This is a genomic window from Novosphingobium profundi, assembly GCF_020524485.1.
GTDB lineage: Bacteria > Pseudomonadota > Alphaproteobacteria > Sphingomonadales > Sphingomonadaceae > Novosphingobium > Novosphingobium profundi_A.
On record NZ_JAIVLF010000001.1, the window covers coordinates 361560 to 376664 of the forward strand.

At 64.3% G+C, this 15105-nt stretch carries 12 protein-coding genes; 5 read left to right on the top strand and 7 right to left on the bottom strand.

The genetic code is table 11. From position 1 onward, the window contains the following. The first annotated feature begins 519 nt into the window (after positions 1-519). The 4 genes from LC060_RS01500 (at position 520) to LC060_RS01515 (ending at position 4710) form a co-directional block, all read left to right on the top strand. The gene (locus LC060_RS01500; protein ID WP_226632087.1) at positions 520-1194 is read left to right on the top strand and encodes an RraA family protein; all 675 of its coding nucleotides are present in this window, start codon (positions 520-522) and stop codon (positions 1192-1194) included. A 263-nt stretch (positions 1195-1457) separates the two neighbouring features. After that, positions 1458-2189 carry an IclR family transcriptional regulator gene (locus LC060_RS01505; RefSeq protein ID WP_226632089.1) on the top strand — a complete coding sequence of 244 codons (732 nt, stop codon included), beginning with the start codon at positions 1458-1460 and terminating at the stop codon, positions 2187-2189. Between the two features lie 400 nt (positions 2190-2589). Beyond that, entirely contained in the window at positions 2590-3588 is a 999-nt protein-coding gene (locus tag LC060_RS01510) for an MBL fold metallo-hydrolase (protein ID WP_226632091.1), read from the top strand. 87 nt (positions 3589-3675) lie between these two features. Further along, positions 3676-4710 (top strand): cyclase family protein, encoded by a 1035-nt coding sequence (locus LC060_RS01515; protein WP_226632094.1) that lies wholly within the window; start codon positions 3676-3678, stop codon positions 4708-4710. Positions 4711-4869: 159 nt separating this feature from the next. On the opposite strand, the gene LC060_RS01520 is transcribed toward LC060_RS01515, so the two are convergent. The 7 genes from LC060_RS01520 to LC060_RS01550 all read right to left on the bottom strand — a co-directional run bounded on the left by LC060_RS01520 (position 4870) and on the right by LC060_RS01550 (position 14328). Continuing rightward, the gene (locus LC060_RS01520; protein WP_226632103.1) at positions 4870-5904 is read right to left on the bottom strand and encodes an MBL fold metallo-hydrolase; all 1035 of its coding nucleotides are present in this window, start codon (positions 5902-5904) and stop codon (positions 4870-4872) included. 69 nt (positions 5905-5973) lie between these two features. Continuing rightward, positions 5974-6972 carry an amidohydrolase family protein gene (locus LC060_RS01525; RefSeq protein ID WP_226632105.1) on the bottom strand — a complete coding sequence of 333 codons (999 nt, stop codon included), beginning with the start codon at positions 6970-6972 and terminating at the stop codon, positions 5974-5976. Positions 6973-7114: 142 nt separating this feature from the next. Beyond that, complete coding sequence (locus LC060_RS01530) at positions 7115-9919, bottom strand: TonB-dependent receptor domain-containing protein (RefSeq protein WP_226632107.1); 2805 nt, start codon at positions 9917-9919, stop codon at positions 7115-7117. Between the two features lie 428 nt (positions 9920-10347). Next, the gene (locus tag LC060_RS01535) at positions 10348-11676 is read right to left on the bottom strand and encodes a cytochrome P450 (RefSeq protein ID WP_226632109.1); all 1329 of its coding nucleotides are present in this window, start codon (positions 11674-11676) and stop codon (positions 10348-10350) included. Positions 11677-11873: 197 nt separating this feature from the next. After that, positions 11874-12437 (bottom strand): TetR/AcrR family transcriptional regulator, encoded by a 564-nt coding sequence (locus tag LC060_RS01540; RefSeq protein WP_226632111.1) that lies wholly within the window; start codon positions 12435-12437, stop codon positions 11874-11876. Between the two features lie 395 nt (positions 12438-12832). Then, positions 12833-13222, bottom strand: coding sequence for a GFA family protein (locus LC060_RS01545; RefSeq protein WP_226632112.1), 390 nt, complete (start codon positions 13220-13222; stop codon positions 12833-12835). 53 nt (positions 13223-13275) lie between these two features. Next, on the bottom strand, positions 13276-14328 hold the full coding sequence (locus LC060_RS01550; RefSeq protein ID WP_226632114.1) for an aromatic ring-hydroxylating dioxygenase subunit alpha: 1053 nt from the start codon (positions 14326-14328) through the stop codon (positions 13276-13278). Positions 14329-14399: 71 nt separating this feature from the next. Here LC060_RS01550 and LC060_RS01555 point away from each other — a divergent pair, with 71 nt between their 5' ends. Next, positions 14400-14888 (top strand): MarR family winged helix-turn-helix transcriptional regulator, encoded by a 489-nt coding sequence (locus tag LC060_RS01555; RefSeq protein ID WP_226632116.1) that lies wholly within the window; start codon positions 14400-14402, stop codon positions 14886-14888. Positions 14889-15105 lie beyond the last annotated feature (217 nt).

The window sequence follows — 15105 nt, forward strand, 5'->3', positions numbered from 1 at the left end:
CAAGCGCTGAATCCAGGGATAATGCGATGAAATGGGTAGAGGATTGGCCGTCAGGCAGGCGGGCGTTCGAGATGTCGGGCGCGGCCTCCATCGCGCCCTTACGCGGCAGTCGATCCGCCGGAAAGTTCTCTGGAAGTGCCGAAAAAGCCGCGACTCTGGCCATGTATCGGCGTATTGCCGGACTGCGGGGCCGGGCCATGGCCGCAGCACGGCGAGGGGCGCGCTGGATCGGTGTAGTCGGCCAGCGCCCGCCATTGACGCGCGAGGGCGCAGATGGTCAACTTCGCCCGCCGTCACCCTGTCCAAATCACCTGGCAGCGTAATTATGCTGCACTGGTGTTCCAATATGTCAAAGTCCTCCCCTCCAGGATCCACGCCTGGCCTCAGGCAGATCCCATCGAACCCTGAGCCCGATCCTGTTCCGGGTGCCGCACATGGCACCTTCCTGAACTTCGGCGGTCGTCGCCTTTCGACAAGGCCTTGCCGCATCCCTTTCCGACCTGATCCAAGGAGTACATCATGAGCATCGGCTTTCGAGTCCTACCCGTTGAGCGCCGCATCCCTGCCGATGTGGTGGAGCGTTTCTCGCAGCTTCCCGTCGCCAATGTCAGCGACGCGATGGGGCGCATCTTTGCAGGCGGGGCGAGTTTGCGTCCGATGCACGCCGGCGGTGTGCTTGCGGGCCCGGCCGTCACGGTCAAGGCGCGCCCGGGCGACAACCTCATGCTGCACAAGGCGCTCGACATCGCACAGCCCGGGGACGTCGTCGTGGTCGACGGTGCAGGGCACCTGACCAATGCCCTCATCGGCGAGATGATGACCGCCCACGCCGAATCGCGCGGCATTGCCGGCATCGTCATCTGGGGCGCGATCCGCGATGCCGCTGCGATCCGGGCAAGCTCCTTCCCGGTCTTCGCGGCGGGTGTGACCCATCGCGGCCCCTACAAGGACGGCCCTGGCGAAGTGAACGTGCCGATCGCAATCGACGGCATGGTCATCAATCCCGGTGACCTGCTGCTGGGCGACGACGATGGGCTGATCTGCGTCGCGATGGACGATGCCGAAGACATCTACACCAAGGCCAGCGCCAAGCATGCCGCTGAAACCGCACAGCTGGAAAAGATTGCGCGCGGTGAAAACCCGCGCGCCTGGGTGGATGAAACGCTCAAGCGCCTCGGCTGCGAAGGCGTCTGAGGCCCGCGCACACGCGCCCGGCCAGGCCTTGCGCCATGGCCGGGCGCGTGCGTCCTTGGTCCCGGCGCTGCGCGGGCGTACTGCGTGTGGCGGGACACACTCGGGATCCGGGGTTCGAGCAAGGCCTCAAGTCCTGCGTGGATTTGCCTGCCGTCCCCCCATTCCGTCTTCCCCGTGCTCCATGTGCGCATTCATCCACCAGTCGAACCTGTACTGCTGCGTACGCTCTATACATTGTTCGCGGCTGGCCCTACATCCTGAGTATGAATGCTGACAGCGACACCAAGCAGGCTCCGGGGCGTGCAAGCGCGGACCGTTTCCTCACTATCCTTTCCTGCTTCCAGCGTGGCGACGATGCCCTTTCCCTGGCCGAGATCGCGAAGCGTACGGGTCTTGTAAAGAGCACGGCCCTGCGGCTGTCGGCTTCACTCATCGACCACAGCTACCTCGTGAAGGACGTTGCTGGCGACTACCGCCTTGGTCCCGAGATCGCGCGCCTCAATCTCATCTACAACGAATCCATGCATGTTGAGCATTACGTCATGCCCATCCTGCAGTCTCTCGTCGACATATCGGGGGAGACGGCTTCGATCTACATCCGGCACGGAAGCTACCGCCTCTGCCAGTACAGGGTGAATTCGCCCCATCAGCTTGGCGTGCACAAGCAACCTGGTGAGATCCGCGCCATGGATCAGGCATCCTCGGCCATCGTGCTGCGGACCTTCGCGGACACCGGTGCCGACCACCCCACATCCACGCTGCCGATCTACACGACCGGCGCTTCGGACCCCTATGCCGCCTCGCTTGCCGTGCCGGTGTTTCAGAGCGGCGGTTCCTTGCTCGGCGCGCTTGTCCTGGCAGGCCCATGCAACCGCTTCGATGCGGCGCGTGCAGAAAGCCTTGCCTCGGAAATGCTGTCCGCCGCGCAGGAGTTGAGCCGCCAGCTTGGCGGAGAGCAGGCGTTCCTGCAGTCCATCAAGAACGCGGGCGCATAACCCCGCCTTCGGGACGCTATCGCGCAGGGGCAGGCGCGACCTTGCCAATGGCCCTGCGCCTGGTGCCCCTCCCGTCCGGCTCGTTCAAGCAAGTGCCCGCGCGGAGGTGGTCGCCGAGAAGGGGGGTGTGCGTAAAATAAAACGCCATTGCAAATTTGACATATCTATCTCTGTCTGACATCTGTCGCGACACGAAAGGTCATAAAAGTCGGAACGATATTTCGTTTAACCGACGGAACCTTCGCACGAAAATGGGAGTGGAATGATCGTGATCAGGTTTTCAGCGCCGGTGCGGCCCGCACGTGGGCTTTGGAGAGCACTCGGGCTTGCCGCCCTTGCCGGGACCGCTTTGGGATCGATCTCTCCGCTGCCTCTGTCGGCGCAGGAGCTTTCCGATCGTGTGATCCCGGCTTCCCGTCAGGGCAAGGTCGACAGCAGCAAGGCCGACACCCCCAATGGCGGACGACCGGAAATCCATACGGTCGAGGAAATGGCGCAGACCGCGCTCTACACCGCGCCGGGCGCCAAGGCCTATGCCGCGCTGGCCGCGCAGGCGAGCGACGGGATGTGGCCGGTCACGCTTGCCTATCGCTGCAAGTATCCGCGCGGGGGAACGTCGATCAAGGCGCCTGTCCCGCAGCCGATGGAAGTGTTCGACGGGGTCTATTCGATCGGCGATGATGCCAACAACATCTGGGCCATCGACACCGACGAGGGCATCATCCTGCTCGACGCGCTGACCAACGAGGAAGACGCCCGCAACATCATCGTGCGGCACATGGAGCAGGTGGGTCTCGACCCCAAGCGCATCCGTATCATCATCGTGAGCCACAACCATCTCGATCACTTCGGCGGTGCACCGTACCTGAAGTCGATTTCGGGCGCGCGCATCGGCGCCAGCACGGCGGACTGGGACGGCGATTCGATCTATGGCCGCATGCCGCCGCGCGGCGAAGGCGATTTCGACATTTCCGATGGTGATCAGATCACGCTGGGCGGGCGCACGGTGACCGCCTATCTCACCCCCGGACATACCGCAGGCACGCTCTCGTTCGTCTTTCCGGTGAGTGACAAGGGCACGCCCCATGTCGCCGCGCTTTTCGGAGGGCAGGGCAAGCCGCGCAAGATGGAGGACTACGTGCAGTTCCTCGAGGGTCTGCAGCATTTCTCGGAACAGACCGACCGCATGCAGGCCGACGTGATCCTGTCCAACCACACGGTGGGCGATGACGGCCTGACGCGGATCGCGCAGCTGGCGCAGCGCAAGGCCGGGGAGCCCAATCCCTATGTCGTGGGCCGCGAGGGCGTGATCCGCTACGATGCGCTGTTCCGCGCGTGCCTCAGCGCCGATATCGACCAGATGGTCTGGGACCAGGCGCATCCCGCGCCGGCCAAGTAGTCGCCCAGGCCTCCCCGACCGATCCACCTGCCGCGCGCGCCGGAACAGCGATCCCTGCGCGCGCGCTGTCCTGAAGGAACTGCCATCATGCGCACCGTCCTGCGTACAGCTCTCATCGCCGCCCTTGCCGGCACAAGCGCCCTTTCGGCTGCGGCCTCCGCACCCGCCAGTCCCCCTCCTGTCTCGCAGGAGCAACTGGACACCTGGAAGGAGACGCTCTCCAACTGGGGTCGGTGGGGGGCTGAGGACGAGAAGGGCACGCTCAACCTCATCACCCCAGACGTGCGCGTGGCGGCCGCGGGCGAGGTGCGCGAGGGCATTTCCGTCTCGCTGGAACGCGAGATCGTGCCGGTTCATGTCGCCCCCGATGCGCAAGGCCCCGAACCGCGTGCGGCGGTCGTCCAGCGCATGCTGTCCGGCCCGCCCGCGCGCATGACCGGCGCGACCGACAGGCTTTCCATCGTTGCGCATGGCTACACCGAGACGCATTTCGATGCCTTCGGCCACCACTTCCACGACGGGAAGATGTACAACGGCTTCTCCGCGCTTGAGAACGTGAAGATGGACAGCGGCCTTGCGCGGGGAGACATCGCGGCGTTTGCGGACGGTGTCTTTACCCGCGGGGTTCTGATCGACATCCCTGCGCTCAAGGGCGTGGAATGGCTGGAACCGGGCACGCCCGTGACGGTCGCCGATCTCGAGGCCTGGGAAAAGCGCAGCGGGGTCACCATCCGCTCCGGAGATGCAGTGTTCGTGCGGACCGGACGCTGGGCGCGCGAGCGCGCCAAGGGGAAGTGGGACATTGCAAAGTCGGCGGCCGGGCTCGACGCCTCGGTCATTCCCTGGATGCATGATCGCAACATTGCCATGCTCGGCAGTGAATCCGCCTTGAGCGTTGTTCCGATCCCCGCAAGTTCGCAGATTACGAACCCCGACGACTACTTGCCCGCGCACAATTTCGCGTTGGTCACGCTCGGCATGCCGCTGCTCGACAACGCCGATCTCGACGCGCTGGCGCAGACCGCCGAGCGCCTGAAGCGCAGCACGTTCCTGTTTACGGTGGCTCCGATCCGCGTGAAGGCGGGAACCGGCGCGACCGTCAATCCCATCGCCACGTTCTGAATGCCCCGATCAGGCAGCCATCCCCTGATGGCCTGACCCGGATAGTCTGAGGCAAGGTTTTTCCCCTGAACCCACCCTGATGGCGGGACCCGAAGTTTCCCCTGCCGCCTGGCAGGCGGCGCTTCGGGTTCCGCCATCCCTTTTAGGGCGGACCTGAGTTCAGGATTCGCGGGGCGGGGCCCCTGCGTCCTGTTCCGCGACGACCTTGTCGAGATAGGCCTCGGTGCACAATCGCAGCATTTCGAGGTTTGCCGCGTTGCGGGCGGGCGAAAGCACGAAGCGGTTGGGCAGGCCGGGCGCGAGGATGGAATCGACAAGCCGCGAGATCGTCGCGTCGCCCCAGCCATGGGTGTTGAGGGGAACGTCCGCGCCCAGGCGCTCGGCTTCAGCCCGGAAGGCGTCGAGCGATGCCAGCATCGTGCGCAGATTCTCGGGCGAGGGCCGCATCCCCTTGCCGCCCCAGAACGCGGCCATGTGCGCCTGACCCTCGGCATGGACCGGGGCAAAGAGCGACAAGGTGCCCGGTGTGTGGCCTGGCGTCGGGAGAAGGACCAGTTGGCTCGTCCCGGCCTGGAGCTCTTGGCGCTCTTTCACCACGAGATCGGGCGTGCCGAGGCCATCGGGCATTTGCCCATCCCTCAGCATCGCCGCACTCACCGCGATGCGTGCGCCGGTTGCGGCGCGCAGGACCTGGGCTCCGGCAATGTGGTCGGCGTGTTCGTGGGTCAGAATGATCCAGCGCAGGTCCGAGGGCGCAAAGCCCGCCGAGGCCATCCAATCGAGGATCTTCTGCCCCTGCGCGGCCGTGCCTCCACCATCGACCAGCACCAGCCCTTCGGATGTCCGGATCGCATAGACCGCGAGGTTGAGATAGCCCAGGTAATAGACGTCATCGAGAACCGGCGTCCCGTACAGAAAATCGGTCTCGTCCATCACCGAGGGGCGAAACGGCGCCGCGACGGGGTCGACATAGTAGCAGTGGTAGTTGCGCAAGGCCCTGAGGAGGGGATCGGTGCCTGCGATCGCGTCAACCTCGGCAAGCCGCGCACGTACGGTCTCGGGCAGGATGCGAGGCGGCTCCTGAACCGTCTCAGCGCTCCCTTCGCTCGATCCTGCAAGTATGAGTGCGAGCGCAAGGAGCGAGCCCGCGCGCCGCCTCGCTGCGCGGGGCGTAGTCCTGTTCTCCAACTTCATGTCTAGAGCCTTCCTCCTGTTGCCGTGGCCTCGCGCCTCTTGCCTCTGTCGGAAAATGGCTGGAGACGGTCAGCTGAAACCGTAGAGCTGCGCTGGATTGCGGACGAGAATGGCATCGCGCGTGCGCGCATCGCCAGCCCAGCGATCCAGCAGGTCGAGCAGGCGGGCATCGTCGGGCAGGTCGTTTTCGTGGCCGCGATGGGGCCAGTCCGAACCCCACACGAGCCGGTCGGGTGCCTGGGCGACATAGGCCTGGGCTATCGGGGCGAGATCCGCATAGTCGGGTGCACCTTCGCCGCTGGCGATATAGGCCCCGGAGAGCTTCACCCAGGTCCGCCTGGTACCCAGCAAACGCAGGACGGCACCATGGCCTTCGGGCGTCCCAGGTTCCTGCGGAGTGACAAAGCCCAGATGGTCGATCACCAGGGGCACGGGGAGCGCGGCAAGGTCCGCTTCCATCGCGGCGATCTGACTGGCCCGGGCGAAAATCTGGATATGCCAGCCCATCTCCTGCGCAAGGCGCGCGGTGGCGTGCAGACGGGCCGTGTCCGTGCGGCCCCAGATCTGGGGCGATACGAAGTTGACGCGCAGCCCGCAGATGCCGGCCTGTGCCATGGCCGCAAGCTCGGCGCGCGGGGGCGGGGCGTTGCAGTCGATCACGGCCACCCCGCGCGCCTGCGCGCCCATCTGGCGCAGGGCATCGAGCGTGGCGCGATTGTCGGTCCCGTAGGTGGATGGCGTGACGATAACAGTCCGACGCGTGCCGATCCGGTCCTGGAAGCGTCGGTAGGCGGCCACCGTCGCCTCACCGACCGGGGAGCCCGGCCAGCCCGGCCGGGCGGGAAAACGCGGGTCGAGAATGTGAATATGGCTGTCGCAGGCATCGGCGGGGACGGCAAAGCGCGGCCCCCGCCGGGCCGATGAATAGGGAATGGGCCCGGCATCTGTGGCGCAGCCTGCGAGGAGGGGGCCAGATCCCAGGGCCGCAAGAGACGCGCCCATGCACAGGCTGCGAAGAAAGCCGCGCCGTTCGCACGAGAGATCGGGCAGGGCGAACCGATCAGACAAGAGGGCATCTCCCGCGCGCTGTTTGAAGGAAGAAGGGCAGACCGTGTCCGAGTGGACATCAGAGGCCGCAGGTGTGCCGGAGCGGTCCGCCACGCGTGGCCTCGGAAGGCCTCGCGCGGCGGACCGCCGCCAGCTTTGCGGATCAGTAACGGACCCGCACGCCGAAGCGGAAGTTGCGGCCGACAAGATCATAGACCGACGAATTGGTGGCCATCGCGATATTGGCGGCGGCCGGAGCGATCGGCGGATCCTTGTCGAGCAGGTTGCGCACGTCGAGGAAGAGCTCCACCCCGCGGTCGAGGACCGGCAGCTTGTAGGAGATCTGGGTGTCCAGATAGAAGATCGGGTCGATCTTCGTCAGGCTGAGATCCGCCGAAGTACGGGTGTTGTCGTAGGATCCACCACCGATCAGGCGGCCCTGCATGAAGAACCCCAGCGTTTCGCTGCTCAGGCGCATCTGCATGTTGCCCCCCCAGTGCGGGGTGCCGTTCAGACCCACTTCGCCCGCGCGATCAATCGGCGGCGACCCGGGAACGACGTTCTCCAGCTTGTCGAGATAGCTCGCCAGCGTGCGCACCGAAAGCTGCGTGTCGGGACCAATGAGATCGCCGACGGAGGTGCGGTAGGAGACCTCGAAGTCGAGGCCCCGGGCCTGCTGCGAGGAGAGGTTGATCGGGGTGCCGAAGATCGTGGTGAGATTGCCGCCAGCGTCGCGCTCGGTCAGGTTGCAGGCAAAGTCATTGCCTCCAAAGCACTGGTCGACCACCTGCTGCGGCGTGATCGTCACAATCGCGTTGCGGATCTTGATGTTGTAGAAGTCCACCGACATCGAGAGTCCGGGCACCTGGATCGGCTGGATCACGGCGCCCAGCGTCAGCGTGTTGGCGATCTCGGGCCGCAGGTCGGGGTTGCCGCCCGCGATGTTGGGAATGCCGCGCACCAGCACGTTGTTGTTGAACGGATCGGTCACCGAGGCCGTGAACTGACGGCCCGCGCTGAACAGTTCATTCACGTTCGCGGCGCGGATGTCGCGCGAGCGGGTGCCGCGAATGCGCAGGCCCTCGAAGGGAACCCAGCTGAAACCGGCCTTCCACGAAGCGATCGAGCCACTGGTCGAATAGTCGGTGACGCGCACCGCGCCGTTGATGTCGAGTTCCTGGGCGATCGCCACGTCGCGCAGCAGCGGAGCCTGCAGTTCGAGGAAGGCTTCCTTGACCGAATAGCCGCCGCTCCAGGGCTGCGGGTTGCCGAAGATCCAGGCGAAGTTCTGCGAATCGATGTCCGACGTGACGTTGGCGCGTTCCTTGCGGTACTCCGCGCCGACGGCGGCCGAAATCGGGCCTGCCCAGCCTTCAAACAGCGTGCCCGAAGCGTTCAGGGCGAAGTTGTCCATCGTCAGCTTGGAGACCGAGTGGCTCGTGCCCAGAACATAATCGAGCGCGGCTTCGGAAGGGGCGTTTGCGCCGAACGGATTGAACGGGACGCAGCCATTCGCGGGATTGGCGAGAGAAGAGCGGCACACGATCTGTCCGTTGTTCTCCACCGCGTCCACGGCCTGCAGGAAGCGGGGGACATTCTCCATGTTGAAGATGTCGTTGTCCTGCTTGCTCTGCCCGCGCTGGTAGTAGGCTTCCCAGTGCCAGCCCGACACGTCGCCTTCGGCGCCCGCCACGATACGATAAGTCGTCGCGTTGTTGCGCGTCGTCACCAGCCCGCGGTCGCGCGAATGGCGCAGGAACGTCAGCGAGGTAACGCCGGTATCCAGCATCTGGTCGCGGATCTCGTCCGGGAGGAAGGCGTTGTCGGCCTGGATCGTCAGGGGGTTGCCGATCTGGTGGCGGTTGGCGCCGTTGGCATAGGTCGTGCGGCTGCGCCCGAAGAGACCTTCGGCAAAGAGCGTCACCTCCGGCGCCAGTTCGTACTGCGTACGGCCGTAGAAGTTCAGGCGCGACATCGGGCGCGCCAGCGCCTGGTAAAGCTCGGTGTTCACACCGTCGCCGCCGATCTGCTGGCTACCCGCGCGGTAGCTGCCGAAATCGTAGGGGGCCATCGAACCATCGGGCAGGAACTGGATGCCGCCCAGCGCCGCGTTGGCGTCTGCCGTTCCGCCGTTGCCGTTGAGGATCATGCCGCCCACGGTGCCCACCGAGAGAACGTCCGAAGAAATTATGCGGGTCGGTCCGCCTGCCGGGCCGTTGATGAAGGTGTTGCCCTGGCGCGACCACTTGCGGTCGATCGGCTCCACGCCCTTGGTGTCGTAGTATTCACCCGCCACCTCGAAGTGCCCGCGCCCGTCGGCGAAGGAGGTGCCGTAGGCGCCCGTGGCCTTGAATTCCTTGTTGTCGCCATGTTCGGTGAGGCCGTAGTGCGCGTCGAGCTTGACCCCTTCGAAGCGCTTGTCGACCACGAAGTTCACCACGCCTGCGACGGCGTCCGAACCATAGGCGGCCGAGGCGCCGCCGGTCACGATGTCGACCCGCTGGATCAGGGCCGAGGGGATCAGGTTGGCATCGACACTGCCGGTCAGGGCGCTGGGCACCATGCGGCGACCGTCGAGCAGCGTCAGCGTGCGCTCACGGCCGAGCGAACGCAGGTTGAGGAAGCTCTGGCCCCCGTTGGTCGTGCCCGAATTGCTCTGCGGGCCCGAGGTGTTGGTGAGGGCCGGCAATGTGCGCAGCGCGTCCGCCATCGTCGAGGGGGCCGCCTCGATGAGCTGCTCCTGATCGAGCGCGGTGATCGGGGTCGGGGCGCTGAAGCCGCTCGCCGCGATGCGCGAGCCGGTCACGATGATGGCCTCGCCAGCCGGTTCGTTGCTCACGGACTCGGGCAGGGATTCATCCGGGGTGCCGCTCTGTGCAAACGCGGTGGAACTGAATGAAAGCGCGGCCGCGCCCAGCATGGCGCGCCGGAGCGTAATCCCCAGACGCGGGAATTTGCGGGTATCCATAGACATCCTCCTCAATTGGTATCGTCCACATTAAGTGGAACGCTTTTGCTGTTTTGTGGGGGCTGATTAGGACAAGGATGCGCGTTCATCAAGACAAAATGCAACGTCGTTGCATATTTTGATGACTTGCCTGATGCAGACCCGAAATTCGGAAAAGCACCCGAGCGGACCAGCCCCGGCCCTAAGGCGCGAAACTCCCACGCATTCCCATGGCCATGTGACCGAAAAACGGGAGTAGAACGTTGCGTCGGCAGGGCAGATGTGCGGCGCGCAGAGTGTCGCGACCTCAACCGAGCAATCCGCTGTGCCAGCCGATTTCAGCGTGCAAACACCCGTTTCAAATGAAGCATGCATGCACGCCGGGAGTCCCCGCGAAGAGCAGGTATTCCCGGCGCAATGCCCTCACGATCCGAGCCCGAAGGCGATCCTCACCAATGCACGCCGAGCCGGATTGGCCCCCGGAACGAGAGACTCGAGGGGTACGCGAATGTCTGCCCGGAATCGAGTTTCATGCCCGGCATGCGCGCGACCAGTTGTTCGAGGAACACCTTCAGTTCGAGCCGCGCCAGCCCTGCGCCCACGCACAGATGGACACCGTGGCCGAAGGCGAAGTGACGCGATGCGTTGGCGCGGCACAGATCGACTTTCTCGGGCTCCGGAAAATGGGTGGGGTCGTGGTTGGCAGCGGCGATCATCAAAAGGATGCGGGCGCCTTCCGGGATCGTGTGTCCGTCCAGTTGCGTCTCGCGCGTTGCCACCCGTCGCCAGCTGATCACCGAGGGCCTGTAGCGCAGCATTTCCTCGACTGCCTGCGGAATGATCGACGGATCGGCGACGAGGCGCTCCCACAGGTGCCTGTCCTGCAGCAGGGTGAGCAAGGCGCTGGCCATCACGTTCGAGGTCGTTTCGTGCCCGGCCACGATCATCGTGAACAGCATGCTCTCGATCTCGTTGATCGTCAGGTCCTGCGGGTTGGCGCGGTGACAGCTAACGAGATGGCCTAGAAAACTGTCCTCGTCTTTCTCCATCATCGCCGCAACGTGGTCCTCGCAGAACTTCCACATCGCGATGAGGCCTTCGACTTCGTCCAGTTGCTCCTCTTCGGTGCAGCGCCCCCAGGTCAGGCTCACGCGGTTCGCGGTCCAGGCCTTGACGTCGGGCACGCGATCATCCGGGATGCCGACAAAACGCATGCCGACGTGCGCGGGCAGATCGTAGGCGAACTCGCTGACCATGTCGGCGTGACGATGCCCGTCCGGATCGGCTGGCTTGGCCAGCAGCCTGTCGATGAAGTCGTCCGCAAGGCGGCGTATCCAGGGCTCTGCGGCAGCGACACGTTTCGTGCTGAAGGCATTGGTCGCATGCTTGCGGATACGGGCGTGCTGCGGCGGATCGAGATTGGTGAGAACGGGATTCATGCGAAACCCGCTTTCGCGGAGTCGTTGCAGGACCTGCGGGGACATCGGGGTTACCGCGCTGAGCGTAATCGCGGCGCTCCATGTTGCCGGATCGCGGAATATGTCGCGCACATCCTCGTAACGCGTCACCACCCAGTAGTCGATTTCGGGGCTGTAGAAGACCGGCTCTTCCTTCTGCACACGCGCAAAGAAGGGATAGGGGTCATCGATGAAGGGGTGGTCGAACGGGGTATATTCGGCGGCCGCTCCTGAAACCGGACACCCCGTCATGGCAGCTGCGCTGCGCTTGATGTCGAACTGCGCGGCGGCGCCATCCTCCAGAGCTGATGATTCAGCCATGTCTGCACTCTCCCATGTTGCCGCGTGGGAATCGACGTTCCCTTGTCGGCGTTACATACAGACCTGTATGTGTTCGAATCCGGGCCATGTAAATGGATAAATTACGAAGCGGGGCGAGCCCGAATCGAGCTAGAAGGCACACGCGCAAGGAGCGCTGTGCGAGCTCTGATGTGCGGTGAAAAGTGGCGTGCAGATCTCTAGGGCGTCGTAAGCGGACGCGTCAGGCAGGCCAGGGCGGCATCCAGGTCCTCCAGCCCGCGACTGTCCGGGAAGGACGGGGCCACCCGCATGAAGCTGTTGGCAAGAGCGGAACGGATACGTGCTTCTTCGGGGGGGAAATCCATTTCCTCGAACAACTTCGCAAAGTACCCCAGGCGCAGCCTGTCGACCTCTTCCAGCGCCTTGCGCGCCCGAGGATCGGTGCGCCCCCATTGCCGGATTGCGAGTTCGGTGGTCAGGATGCGATCCTCCTCCGTTCGCTCGAACGCAATCCTCAGAAGAGCGCGCAGACGGACATGCGGTGACGAACCGGTCGTTTCGAGGCGCGCGATGATCGCCAGTGTCGAGGACGATCGCCAATCGTCGAGCAGACGCGCCAGCAGGGCATCGCGACTGGGGAAATGCCAGTAGAAGCTGCCTCGGCTGATGCCCAGTTGCTTGGCGAGGCGTTCGATGCGAACCGCCTCGATGCCCTGACGTGCAAGCGCATCACCCGCAACGCGAACCCAGTCGTGATCCTCCACCTTGCTGCGCGCCGACAATCTGCCTCTGGGTTGTTCCTCGGCCAAATCCTTTGCCTTCTCCCTTCTACGAACGCAGGCTGTGCCCTTGGGTAAAGCCTAATGCCGAATATCTGCCGATTTCATGGCATTTGGCAAAACATAGTGAACCGCCTTTGAATTTTGGAGCATTTCCGAGCCTTTTCGCGCACATCGCTTGATAGTCTGCCGTCGACCATGAGAGGGGCATTCGGGATCGGACGTGCGAAGATCGAAAGCACGGTCAGATCCGCCCCTCTTGGGTTTCTTGACGTCTTCTCTCCAGATTTTGAAGGCGGCGACCGGTGCGCCGTGTTTCCTGAGGAACTGTACGCTCCCTGGCAGAAAGACGATGCGTTCCAAGCTCCTTCGTATCCGTTCGTTGAGACATCGGTGATTCAGTAGCGGTCTTCCATGCCGGGGAACTGAGGCAGTGCCGGATCGACGTGGTCCCAGTCGAGCTTGTCCTTGACGTAGATGGCCGCCGTTGGAGAAACCGAGTTGGGATCATCAAGCGTGCCGGACTGGAAGATCATCAAGGGGCCGGGAAGATCGCCCGTCGTGAACAGGCGGCTCGCGCAGGTCGGGCAGAAATGCCGCGAAACCCGCCCGCCGGTGTCACCTGTCGTCGTGTAGTTTGCGATTGGCCCAGAAACCTTCACACGGTCCTTGTGGAACCCGGCAATCGTGGTGTGCCCGGTACCTGTGGCCAACTGGCAATCGCGGCAATAGCATTGCCAGACCCATTCCGGCTCTCCTTCCAGTTCATAGCGGACAGCCTGGCACATGCAGCCCCCGGTTCGGGGCGAAGGGGACGGTCCTGCGCGATCAAGCGGCGCGCTCATGCGTCCTCTTCCACCGTCGTGGCTTCCTCGCGGATCAGCCGCTCCATCATCTTGCGCATCAGGAACGGGCCCTTGTCCTGCGGCAGGAAGAGCTTCTCGATTTCCGGATCGGTTCGGTCCCAGATCTTCTGCTGCTCCTCGATCATCTCGCGATCTTCCTCGAAGGTCGCCATCACGACATCCATCCGCTCGGCCAGCTTGCGCGTCATCTCCGGCGTGCTGCCAATGAGGCCTGTGGCGTAATGGTAGGCGGTGTGCGTGGCGTCGATCGGGGTCACGGCCTGCTGTTCGATGTTGCGGCTATAGGGTTCTATGCCGATCGGCTCCTTCATCCCGCACTCCATCGCGGTTCCCGCCGGGTAGCGGGCGCCGCGCAGGACGAAGATGCCCGGGACATGGAAATCGTAGCTGATCCAGGTGTCGACCGTCTCCCCGTTCTGAGCGCCGGGAAGGTCGGCGTCGACAAACCAGCGCTCGAAGCGGACCGAGCGGTCCTGCGTGGTGATGCGCGGTGCACTCTGCGCCCACCAGGCCCCCGTCGCGATGCGCAGCGTCGTCTCGTGCACGAAGTCGACATGCGAAAGGTCGCACAGGTTGTCGTGCACAAGCTGGTAGTGGGCATCGTATTCGATGCTGTTGGCCCGCATCGGCTGTTCGGGATTGTCGATCCCATGGGCATCGGGAATCAGCGCCTCGTCGGCCCTGTCGGCATCGCCCATCCAGACCCAGATCCAGCTGTCCTTCTCGACGACGGGATAGGTGCGGATCGCGACCTTGGTAGGTGTCTCCAGCAGCGGAACATGGGCGCAGCGCCCGTCGGGTCCGAACTTCATGCCATGGTACATGCAGCGGATCGCATCGCCCTCCACCCGGCCCATCGAGAGGGGCGCATGGCGATGCGGGCAGCGGTCTTCGGCCGCGTGCAGCCGGCCTGTCGTTTCGTCGCGCCAGACCACGACGGGGGCCCCGATGATGACACGGCCAAGCGGCTTTCCGGGAGCAAGGTCGCGCGTCCAGCCAAGCACGTACCAGGAATTGCGTAGGAACATGAGCCTCTCCAATGTTGTCTTGTTTGAGCGTATGTATGACATACACACGAGATTTTGCTAGTCCCTTTTGCGTGACCGTTTCTGCACCCTCGACAGTAAGCTCCATTCCCGACGTGGAGCGGATTGCCCGTTTCCGCGATCGCCCGGCCGTCTGGCTGAGCTATGGCGGCGCGGCGGTCCTTGGCGCCTATCGCGAACGCCTGGAACCACTGGGCCTGCGCCCAAGCTGGGTGACTGCACTTGCCATCGTCGAGGAAAAGGAGGGCATCACGCAAAGCGGTCTGGCGCGCGAACTGCGGATCAACCGCGCCTCGGCAATGGCGATCAGCCAGCGCATGGACGAGGAAGGGCTGGTGCTGCGCGAGGCCCTGCCCGGCCGCAACCGCACCGGATTGACCCTGACCGCAAAAGGCGAGGAGCGCCTCGCGCAGGCATGTGCCATCGAGCGGTGCATGGTCGAGGAATGGATGGGCGACATCGGCGAGGAGGACTTCGAGGCTTTCCTGCGCGTTCTCAAGACGATGGTTGCGCGGGCCGCCTGTTCACAGCCCCGCGACTGAGATCCTGCTTACAGTCAGCTCAAAAACTCCAGACCCGAGCGGCGCAAGGCTGGGGCGCAGAGTACTGGGCGTCGACTTGTGCGACCTGTGTGGCGAGCCCCTGGTGAGGGGGCAGACGACCCGCGTACCCGAAGAGTATCGGGCGCAGCTCAGAGGTCTGGTCGGGCTCATCCATCCCAACCCGGCCCGACGGGAGGCTTCCCGCGCGCAGCTGCCT